Below are 390 nucleotides of genomic sequence, written 5' to 3'. Positions count from 1 at the left end.
CTTGCTTTTTCGACCAAAGTTGACGAAAAAGTAACTTTAAATGCTATAATACTATCAAAATCCATTATGTTTAACCTTGCTTTTTCGACCAAAGTTGACGAAAAAGTGACTTTAAATGCTAAAATACTATCAAAATCCATGATGATTAACCTTGCTTTTTCGAACAAAGTTGACGAAAAAGTGACTTTAAATGCTAAAATACCTTCTAAAAAAATGATGTTTAACCTTGCTTTTTCGACCAAAGTTGACGAAAAAGTGACTTTAAATGCTAAAATACTATCAAAATCCATGATGATTAACCTTGCCTCTTCGAACAAAGTTGACGAAAAAGTGACTTTAATAGCAAAAATACTCTCTAAATCAATGATGTTTAACCTTGCTTTTTCGACC

At 30.5% G+C, this 390-nt stretch carries 1 protein-coding gene; it reads left to right on the top strand.

Annotation, left to right across the window (positions count from 1 at the left end):
* The coding region (locus JKP73_RS22140; protein ID WP_200411981.1) for a hypothetical protein at window positions 1-390 on the top strand (390 nt) is incomplete at both ends.

This window comes from Virgibacillus salexigens (genome assembly GCF_014905415.1).
Lineage (GTDB): Bacteria > Bacillota > Bacilli > Bacillales > Amphibacillaceae > Virgibacillus > Virgibacillus salexigens.
The sequence above is the reverse complement of the archived record's forward strand: the minus strand, read 5'-3'. Positions and strand labels throughout refer to the sequence as shown.